This is a genomic window from Photorhabdus heterorhabditis (assembly GCF_001280945.1).
Lineage (GTDB): Bacteria > Pseudomonadota > Gammaproteobacteria > Enterobacterales > Enterobacteriaceae > Photorhabdus > Photorhabdus heterorhabditis.
In genome coordinates this window covers 1-502 of sequence record NZ_LJCS01000234.1, presented here as the reverse complement: position 1 = coordinate 502, position 502 = coordinate 1, and the positions used below count along the sequence as shown (strand labels likewise).

The 502-nt window shown below is 57.6% G+C and carries 1 protein-coding gene; it reads left to right on the top strand.

All coding sequences use genetic code 11. The features are described from left to right. Nucleotides 1–502, top strand: a 502-nt coding sequence (locus tag AM629_RS21505) for a VENN motif pre-toxin domain-containing protein (protein WP_235525599.1), incomplete at both ends; no start/stop codon positions are given.

The window sequence follows — 502 nt, the reverse complement described above, 5'->3', positions numbered from 1 at the left end:
TCAGTGAACAGGATATTGAAGCTGCCAAAGCCACCCTGGCGAAAACGGGTCACGCCGACCCGAGCATGGAAGACATTAAAAGCCAAATCTACACCACTGCCTATCATCAGGCGCTGAATGACTCAGGTTTTGGGACTGGCGGCACTTATCAGAAAGCCTTACAGGCGGCTACGGCAGCCATTCAGGGCCTGGCAGGGAACAATCTGGGTCAGGCGCTGGCTGGCGGGGCTTCACCGTATCTGGCGGGCGTGATTAAAGAGCTGACCACCGACCCGCAAACCCATCAGGTAGATATCGCCACCAATACATTAGCCCACGCGATTTTAGGCGCGGTGGCGGCAGAAGTCAGCGGTAATAATGCGCTCGCGGGTGCTGCCGGGGCGGCTTCGGGTGAGCTGGCGGCGCAGGTCCTGATTAAGCAACTTTACGGTGATGGGGCCAAAGTCAGTGAGTTAACGGAGGAGCAGAAGCAAACTATCAGCACCCTTTCCACCCTGGCGGC